The organism is Streptomyces sp. NPDC002868, from assembly GCF_055563295.1.
The window spans coordinates 421,590-428,428 of record NZ_JBVHDR010000007.1 but is presented as its reverse complement, the minus strand read 5'-3'; the positions used below and the strand labels follow the sequence as shown (position 1 = coordinate 428,428).

Genomic DNA, 6,839 nt, shown 5'->3' with positions numbered 1-6,839 from the left:
CACCGGGGCCACGACGGCAGCCATGGAGACGCACGCGCCAACCGGGGCGCCGTCCCCGGCCACCGGGGCGCACCCGGTGACGCGTTGACGTACCGCGTCAAGCCCGTCGACGCGCACCCTCTCCCCGTGCCGACAGGCCTCCGCGCCCCCCTCCGGGCCCTCCGAGCCCGGCTCGTCCACCAGCGTGGCGCCCCGCCCCGCCGTCACGCCGTCACCCCTTCTCCGTGTGCACGCTCGCGCACCGGCGGGGCCTCGTGCGCCGCCAGGAACGCGTCTACCGACCGTTGCCAGTCGAAGAGTTCGGCCCGCGCCCTGGCCGCCTCGCGGCGATCGTTCTCCGGGCGTGCGAGCAGCATCTGTACCGCGTCGGCGAAGTCCTCCGGGGTGTCGAGAGCGGCCGCTCCCGCGTCGCCCACCACCTCCGGCAGCGCCGACGACGCGCTCGCCACGACCGGCGTGCCGCAGGCCAGCGCCTCCAGGGCCGAGAGGCCGAAGGTCTCCGCGGGGCCCGGCGCCAGGCAGAGGTCCGCCGCCGCCTGGAGGTCGGCCACCACCTCGCGGTCGCCGACATAGCCGAGGAAGACCGCGGGCAGCCGCTCCGCCCGGGCCCTGCGGGTGAGCGCGGCCCGCAGCGGGCCGTCGCCTGCGACCACCAGGGAGGCCCGCACACCGCGTTCCCTCAGCTCGGCGAGCGCGTCCAGAGCCATGCCCGGGCGCTTCTCGACCGAGAGGCGGGAGCAGAGCAGCAGAAGCACCTCGGCCCCGGCGGCGTACTTCGCGCGCAGGACCTTGCTGCGCCGTCCCGGCCTGCAGCCGACCAGATCGACGCCGAGGGGCGCGCGCACCACATTGCGCGCCCCGATGCGGACGAACTCCCGCTCCGCCCACTCCGTCGTGCACACGATCCGCGAATACGCCCACGCGGTGTGGCGGTTGAGCCGGTCCGCGGTCCGGCCGGCGAGCGACTCCGAGAACCCCCACGTCCTGAGCACCCCGTCGGCCGTCTCGTGCGAGACCATCACCGAGGGGATCCGGTGGCGCCGGGCCCACTCGCCCGTCCACCGCAGGGTGGTGCGGTCGGAGACCTCGATCCGGTCGGGTTCGATTCTCTCCAGGACGTCGCGCAGCCGCCGCCGGCCTGCCAGCACCCGGTAGCCGCCGGTGCCCGGCAGCTCGGGCCCGGGCAGGGTGATCACCCGTCCCTGCGGGGTGAGCTGGTCGCTCGCCAAGTCGCCGGGCACGATCAGCACGGGCTCGTGGCCCGCGGCCAGATAGCCCTTGCCGAGCTCGCGCAGCGCGGTTCGCAGGCCGCCGGAGGCCGGGGTGACGAAGTTCGCGAGCCGTACGATCCGCAGCGCGCTCATGCCGCCACCGCCGTACGCGCGCCCAGCACCTCGGCGTAGTGGTCGAGGAGCAGGTCCCCGATCACGGCCCAGGTCCTGCCCTCGACGGCGGCCCGCCCGGCCAGCCCGTACGCGGCACGCAGTTCCGGGTCCCCCGCCAGCGTCGCGACCGCCGTCTGCACCGCGTCCACGTCCCGCGGCTCGACCAGCAGCCCGGTACGCCCGTGGTCGACCAGGTCGAGCGGTCCGCCCGCGGCCGGGGCGATGACCGGTACCCCGCTGGCCATGGCCTCCTGCACGGTCTGGCAGAAGGTCTCGTACGGACCGGTGTGCGCGAAGACGTCGAGCGAGGCGAAGATCCGGGCGAGGTCGTCGCCGGTCCTGCGGCCGAGGAAGACGGCTCCGGGCAGTGCGGTGCGCAGCGACGGCTCACTCGGCCCGTCGCCGACGACCACGACCCGTACGCCGGGCATCGCGCAGGCCCCGGAGAGGAGTTCGACATGCTTCTCGGGGGCGAGCCGGCCGACATAGCCGACGATCAGCTCGCCGTTCGGGGCGAGCTCGCGGCGCAGCTTCTCGTCCCGGAGCTCCGGCCGAAAACGTGCGGTGTCCACGCCGCGCGGCCACAGCCGCACCCGCTCCACCCCGTGCTCCTCCAGATCGCGCAGGGCGGCGCTGGAGGGCGCGAGCGTCCGGTCCGCGGCGCTGTGCACGGTGCGGATGCGCCGCCACGCGGCCCCTTCGCCGGCGCCCACGTATGTACGGGCATAGCCGGCGAGGTCGGTCTGGTAGACGGCGACGGCCGGCAGGCCCAGCCGCGCCGCTGCCGCCATGCCGCGCACGCCGAGCACGAACGGGCTGGCCAGATGGACGAGCTCGGCCCGGTGGGCGGCGATCGCGGCCGCCACCCGGCGGCTGGGGAGCGCCACCCGTACTTGCGGATATCCGGGCAGCGGCAGAGAGGGGACGCGCACCACGGGGCAGGGCGCGCTCCGGTCGGAGCTGTCGGCCCCGGCGACCGCCGGGGCTATGACGAGCGGGTCATGACCGCGCGCGGCGAGGTGCCGGGCGGTCTGCAGGGCGCAGTGCGCCACACCATTGACGTCTGGCGGAAAGGATTCGGTGACGATGACGACACGCATACCCGTGTTGTCGTCTGGCCCGGGGTGGCTGTGCCAACGTGGATCTTTCCGCTTGGCTAACGTCCCATGAGCGTTTGTGGCCGGGGCCGTTTCGCGTCCCTAATGTCACATGGCGGGCATGTCCGGGCCGATTCTGCTGCGTACGGCGGTTTGCACCTCTGCCTCCTCGGCCGGATCCGCGGCAAGTCGGCGCAATCGCTCGGCAACGCGCACATCACCGGTCTCGGCGTGCAGCGCGCCGACTTCTCTGGTGGTCTCCTCGCAGTCCCACAGGCATTCGACGGCGAATCCGGTGGCGAAGGAGGCGTCGGTGGCGGCGAGCGCGCGGGCCGCGCGGCCGCGCAGCTGCGAGGACGCGGTCTCCCGGTACACATGGCGCAGTACGGGTGCTGCGCAGCCGATGCCGAGCCGTCCGGCCCCGTCGACGAGCCTCCACAGCAGGGGTGCGTCGGGCCCGTCGGCCCGTACGGTCTCGCGCAGCGCGCCGAGGACCAGCTTGTCGTCCTTGGCGGTTCCCCGGCAGGCGAGCACGCCCGCCGCGGACGCGCCGAGCGCGTCGGGCCGGTGCACCCAGCCGCGGGCCCGGTCGACGGCCTCGTCGCCGCACATCCGCTCGAACGCGGAGACGGCGGCGTCGGCCACGGTGCGGGAGCCGCCCGACACCGCGGCCTCGATCAGATCGAGGACGACGGGGTCGCGTGACTCGGCGAGATAGTGCAGGGCGGCGCAGCGCGCGCCGTCGGATCCTTCGCGTGCGGCCTTGACGATCGCGGGCCGGTCCTCGGGTCCCGCGACGGCCGACAGACACCGGGCCGCGGGCACATGGAGGGCGCTGCCGCGCTCGACGCCCTGGTCGGCCCAGTCGAAGACGGCCTGGATGCTCCAGCCCGGCCGGGGTCCGGTGGGTCGCAGCTGGCGCTGCCAGCGGTCGAAGGAGCCGGCTTCCCGGGCCGCGCGCACGCGGGCGCCGATCGCCTCTCGCTGGTCCTCGGCCCACAGGCGCCACGGCCGCGGTTCGAAGGCGTCCCGTACGGCGACGGCAAGCTCGGCGTCGCCCTCCGGGGTCGCGGGGAAGCGGGCAAGGACCGGCGCGGCCAGCGCCCGCAGGCCGTTGTCGTCGTCGCGCAGGGCGAGCTCATCGAGGGCCCAGGCCCAGTTGGAGCCCCCGGCGGCGTACCGCCGCAGCAGCGCGAGGGCGTCGTCCCTGCCGTACGAGGCGAGGTGCCCGAGCACCGCGAGCGCGAGGCCGGTCCTGGCCTCGTCGGTGTCGAGGCAGTCGTCGGCGTCGCACAGATGCCGCTCGATCTCCTCGAGACCGCCATGGAGATCCAGGTAGAGGCGCGCGTAGTACAGGGAGCGGTTCTCGACCTGCCAGTCGTGGCGCGGATCGTTCAGTACGCAGTGGTTGACAGCCGCGAGCGCTTCTGCGCGCGGCGCGGCGAGCGCATGCAGCGTGCCGTCACCGCGGCCCCTCTGCAGCAGGCCGAGCAGCGTTCCGCTCGGCGCTATGACTGGATCGAACATGGGAAAAGCCTCACATCAAGCTGTCGACGCAACCGGGGAGTGGAGATGCCTAGGCCGCGCAGCAACATGTAGGGCCGCCCGTCGTCTTCCGCTTGGTGTAGACCATCTTCCTCTGCCTCTCGTCGGTGGCCCCAGGGGAACTCCCGGATGAAGTCCGGGGTAGGGCCCGACGTCATGATGACCCACCCATTTCGCCACCGCGACCACATTTACGGCGCCCCTTTCAGCGGCCTCTCAGCAGCCTCTCCGGCGGCCCCTCAATGGCCGCCGAACAGCTCCAGGAGCTCTGTCTTCCCAAACATCCGCGCGGTATCCATCGCGGACGGCGTGCCCGCCGCCGGGTCGGCTCCGCCGGCGAGGAGGACGCGGATGACGGCGTCCTCGCCCTTGAACACCGCGCCGGCGAGCGGCGTCTGGCCGCGGTCGTTGGCCCGGTCCGGCTCGGCGCCGCGGGCGAGGAGCGCTTCCACGGCCGGGGCGTGCCCGTGGTAGGCGGCGAGCATGACAAGGGTGTCGCCACGGTCGTTGGTGAGGTTGGCGGGGACGCCGGCGTCGACGTACGCGGCGAGCGCCTCGGTCTCTCCCTGGCGCGCCAGGTCGAAGACCTTGGTCGCGAGTTCGATCACCTCTGGATCCGGGGCTTCACTCATCGGGCTGACCGCCTTTCACTGCGTTGACCTGGGGTGCACGGCAAGAGCCGCCGTACGAGTGAATCGACAGGGTACTGCCCGCACACCAGCATGACGGGGCACGGCCGCGGCGAAGAACAGTGCAGGGGAGGCACTGTGCCGTGCAACGGCGCAGTGTGCCCGCCGATCGGTGGCGTGACGTCCGCCAGTGGAGTGAAATCCTGAGAAATTCACCTATTTGGACCTTTTATCACATGGATACTTCCTGTGATCCTGGAAGAACTCATGGTGACTGTCCCCTCAACCAGGAGAACTCTCATGGTCCTCTCCATCTCAGGCGTCGTGCTGCTCGCAATCATCGTTTTCCTGTTCTTCAGGAAGGACGGGCTCAAGGCGTCCCACGCGGTCGTCTGCTCGCTCTTCGGCTTCTTCGTTGCGGGCACCGCCATCGCCCCCAGCATCAAGGCCGGCAGCGCGAGCCTCGCCAGCCTCTTGGGCGGGATCAAGTTCTGACACCCGCAGCCCCACCCAGCACCTTCAGCACCGTCAGCACCTTCAGGAGACCGATGTGGCCCGGCGACCACTCCCCCGCATTCTCAGCAGCGGCAGCGCACAGATCGCCCGGAGCCGCCAGATCGCGCGCACGGCCGCCGACAGCGCCACGGACGTCCTCCATCCGCTGATCGCGATCAGCCGTGGTCTGCGGCAGCTGGCGGCGATGGCCGGGCACAAGTGGGCCGCCACGCCCAAGGAACGGCGTGGTCCCACACTGTTCCTGATCGCGGCCTGCGTCCTGGTGGTCGCGCTCATCCCGTACGGGCCGCTGGTTGCCCTGATCACGGTGATGGCCGCGGCCGCCTGGAAGGGCCGGGTGCGTACGCCGGTGAAGACCGGGCCCGACGACGCGGAGGCCGGGCGGCTCCGGGCTCTGTACGAGGCCCTCGTGCCGTACTTCTCCGTCGCCGAGGACCCGGCGCCGCTCTTCGCCCACGGCGGCGAATGGGGCAAGGCCTTCAGCGACTACGAGTTCGACGACAACGGACGGCTCACTCAGCTCCGGGTGACCTACCCCGCGTACTTCACCGACGGTGAGGCCGAGCCCCGGGCCAGGATCGAGCAGCTGCTGCACGCCAAGTCCGGGCGCGGCCGCGAGTATCTCTTCACCTGGGACGAGGAGGGCAACCAGCTCCTTATGAGCGTGCTGCCCGCCCTGCGCACCTCCATCGCCGCCCAAAGATTCGTCACAGTGCCCGGCGAGACCGTGCTGGGTTTCACCGACGACGGCGCGGTGCAGCGCACCGTGCCGGTCACGGTGGGCGAGGAGACCCGCGACGCGCCGCCGGTCGTCTGGCGCACCGGCCCGCGCTCGACGGAACCGCATCTGCTGGCCGTCGGCGAGCCGGGCAGCGGCACCACGACCCTGCTCCGCTCGATCGCTCTCCAGGCCCTGCAGCACGGAGACGTACTGATCGTCGAGGGCAGCGGCACCGGAGAGTACGCGTGCCTGACGGGGCGCACCGGCGTGCTGGCCGTCGAATGCGGACTGGCCGGCGCGCTGGCGAGCCTGGAGTGGGCCGCGCACGAGACCGAGCGCCGGCTGATCGCCGCGAACCGCGCCCGGCAGGCCGGGCATCCCGCGCCCGACGACACCAAGCGGCCGTTGTGGATCCTGCTGGACCGGCCGAGCATCTTCGGGCACCTGGCGGCGGCCGACGGGCGCATCGATCCGCAGCAGCTGCTTCAGGTGCCACTGCGGCACGGCAGGGCGGCACAGGTGACGGTGGTCGTGGCCGAGCAGTTCGACAGCGTGGACTCGCTCACCGAGACCGTGAGGACGCACACCCGCAGCCGAGTGGTGCTGGGCCCCGCCACCTTCGAACAGGTCGAGTCGGTGCTCGGGACGAAGCCGCACACCACGCCGACGCCCGACGTCCCGCCGGGGCGCGGATACGCCCGGCTCGGTACGGGCCCGGTGCTCAGGCTTCAGGTGCCGGCGACGCCCGACCCGTACGACGACGCCACCAGTGAGGCGCACCGGCAGGCGGTGCTGGAACTGCTGCCGGAGCACCCGGACGGGGCCGAGCCGGCCGCGCCCGCTCCGTCGCCTGATCCCTCGCCCGCACCCGCGCCTGATCCCTCGCCCTCGCCGGCTCCCTCGCCTGGTCCCGTGCCCGCTCCCGTCCCGGCCGAGGGCTGACCTC

At 72.7% G+C, this 6,839-nt stretch carries 7 protein-coding genes; 2 read left to right on the top strand and 5 right to left on the bottom strand.

The features are described 5' to 3' along the window. From ACZ3H8_RS23400 to ACZ3H8_RS23380, 5 genes are all read right to left on the bottom strand, one after another. On the bottom strand, positions 1-207 hold a 207-nt coding region (locus tag ACZ3H8_RS23400; RefSeq protein ID WP_467404762.1), incomplete at its 3' end, for a hypothetical protein. Continuing rightward, entirely contained in the window at positions 204-1,364 is a 1,161-nt protein-coding gene (locus tag ACZ3H8_RS23395; RefSeq protein WP_467404760.1) for a glycosyltransferase, read from the bottom strand. The genes ACZ3H8_RS23395 and ACZ3H8_RS23400, both read right to left, overlap by 4 nt. Beyond that, positions 1,361-2,485, bottom strand: a complete 1,125-nt coding sequence (locus ACZ3H8_RS23390) for a glycosyltransferase family 4 protein (protein WP_467404757.1) — start codon at positions 2,483-2,485, stop codon at positions 1,361-1,363. The genes ACZ3H8_RS23395 and ACZ3H8_RS23390 overlap by 4 nt, the downstream gene beginning before the upstream one ends. A gap of 105 nt (positions 2,486-2,590) precedes the next feature. After that, a complete protein-coding gene (locus ACZ3H8_RS23385; protein ID WP_467404755.1) occupies positions 2,591-4,009 on the bottom strand; it encodes a HEAT repeat domain-containing protein in 1,419 nt (472 codons plus the stop codon). Between the two features lie 257 nt (positions 4,010-4,266). Further along, positions 4,267-4,659, bottom strand: a complete 393-nt coding sequence (locus tag ACZ3H8_RS23380; RefSeq protein WP_467404753.1) for an ankyrin repeat domain-containing protein — start codon at positions 4,657-4,659, stop codon at positions 4,267-4,269. Between the two features lie 297 nt (positions 4,660-4,956). Between ACZ3H8_RS23380 and ACZ3H8_RS23375 the strand changes: the two genes are divergently transcribed. Continuing rightward, entirely contained in the window at positions 4,957-5,151 is a 195-nt protein-coding gene (locus ACZ3H8_RS23375; RefSeq protein WP_307664714.1) for a hypothetical protein, read from the top strand. 55 nt (positions 5,152-5,206) lie between these two features. Continuing rightward, positions 5,207-6,835, top strand: a complete 1,629-nt coding sequence (locus ACZ3H8_RS23370; RefSeq protein ID WP_467404751.1) for a hypothetical protein — start codon at positions 5,207-5,209, stop codon at positions 6,833-6,835. Positions 6,836-6,839 lie beyond the last annotated feature (4 nt).

Excerpts from the sequence above, each read along its gene's own strand:
- ACZ3H8_RS23395 (WP_467404760.1), bottom strand. The coding sequence starts at position 1,364 with ATGAGCGCGCTGCGGATCGTACGGCTCGCGAACTTCGTCACCCCGGCC.
- ACZ3H8_RS23390 (WP_467404757.1), bottom strand. The coding sequence starts at position 2,485 with ATGCGTGTCGTCATCGTCACCGAATCCTTTCCGCCAGACGTCAATGGT.
- ACZ3H8_RS23385 (WP_467404755.1), bottom strand. The coding sequence starts at position 4,009 with ATGTTCGATCCAGTCATAGCGCCGAGCGGAACGCTGCTCGGCCTGCTG.
- ACZ3H8_RS23380 (WP_467404753.1), bottom strand. The coding sequence starts at position 4,659 with ATGAGTGAAGCCCCGGATCCAGAGGTGATCGAACTCGCGACCAAGGTC.
- ACZ3H8_RS23375 (WP_307664714.1), top strand. The coding sequence starts at position 4,957 with ATGGTCCTCTCCATCTCAGGCGTCGTGCTGCTCGCAATCATCGTTTTC.